The organism is Bradyrhizobium sp. NAS80.1 (assembly GCF_001908205.1).
Lineage (GTDB): Bacteria > Pseudomonadota > Alphaproteobacteria > Rhizobiales > Xanthobacteraceae > Bradyrhizobium.
In genome coordinates, this window is the sequence record NZ_LGHL01000382.1 from 1 (window position 1) to 1,064 (window position 1,064).

Consider the following 1,064-nt stretch of genomic DNA (forward strand, 5'->3'; position numbering starts at 1 on the left):
CGAACCGAACCGCCAAACGATTGTAGCGAGACATGGTTTTCGTCCTGATAAGGGTTTTGCGTTACCCGCTATCGGCCGATTGCCACGGCGCTTCCGGTCTACCCCTCAGGAGCGATTGCAGAAGCCGCCCGCAGGTCCATCCCTCGCGGTGTGCGGGCAGGATGGGGCAGGGGGTGCGGCGTTAAGTGAGCCGTGCGACGGGCCTTGAGGCCCGTCGCTGGCGCGGAGTTAACCCCACTGCTTGCGGCTGAGTTGATCCGTCTCCGTCGCAAATGTCTTGTCGTATCGAGACGAAGATGGGTTGTTACGCGGATCGTTGATCCGCTCTTTCAGTTGGGCGTCGGTCATGCCGCTGCTGCCGCCACCACCCATCGCCGGCCGCGTCTCGCCGTTGGAGCCGCGTAGCCACTCGATCAGCGTGTTGGCCGCAACGCTGTCGGCCGCAGAGGCGGCGAGGAAGCTCGCGACCTCTTCCGGCAGCGCCTGGTTCGCCTTGGCGCCATCTGCCCAGGCGATGTTGTCGGTCACGCGCTTGGAGCCCGCCGCGATCTTTTCGTCGTCGCTCGCGTTCGCCATGTCCGGCGGCGCCATGCCCTTCAGCACCGCCTTGGGGTCGATCGGCGCGGCGACGAGACCGCCATCGATCAACCCTTCCAGCAGCGGGCCCATCGTTGCCTTGAACTGCTTGTCGGTGATGCCGGCCTTGTGGAAGATGTCGCGCGTCTTGCCCCACACCGGGTCCTTGTCGAGATTGGCGACATAGGGCTTGAGCTTGTCGCTCGCATCGAGCGCGTATCCGTCCGCCTTCTCGGGCACCGCGCCGGCCTCGCCCTGCTTAGTGCGGAAGCCGTTGACGGCCGTGAACAGCTTGTCGATCGTCTCCTTGTCGGAGCCGCCGGCGAAATGGTCGGGCAGCCCGTCGGGACGATAGGGCGAGGGAGCCCCACCACCGCCGCCGGACTGCCCGCCACCGGCGCCACCGTCACCGGATCCCCCGGCGCCATTGTTCGATCCGCCCGCGCCGCCACCGGCGCCGCCGCCGTCACCAGCGCCGCCGTTCCCGC

At 67.2% G+C, this 1,064-nt stretch carries 1 protein-coding gene; it reads right to left on the reverse strand.

All coding sequences use genetic code 11. From position 1 onward, the window contains the following. Positions 1-228: 228 nt before the first annotated feature. Positions 229-1,064: hypothetical protein (locus AC629_RS43645; RefSeq protein ID WP_084810755.1), on the reverse strand; the 836-nt coding region annotated here is incomplete at its 5' end.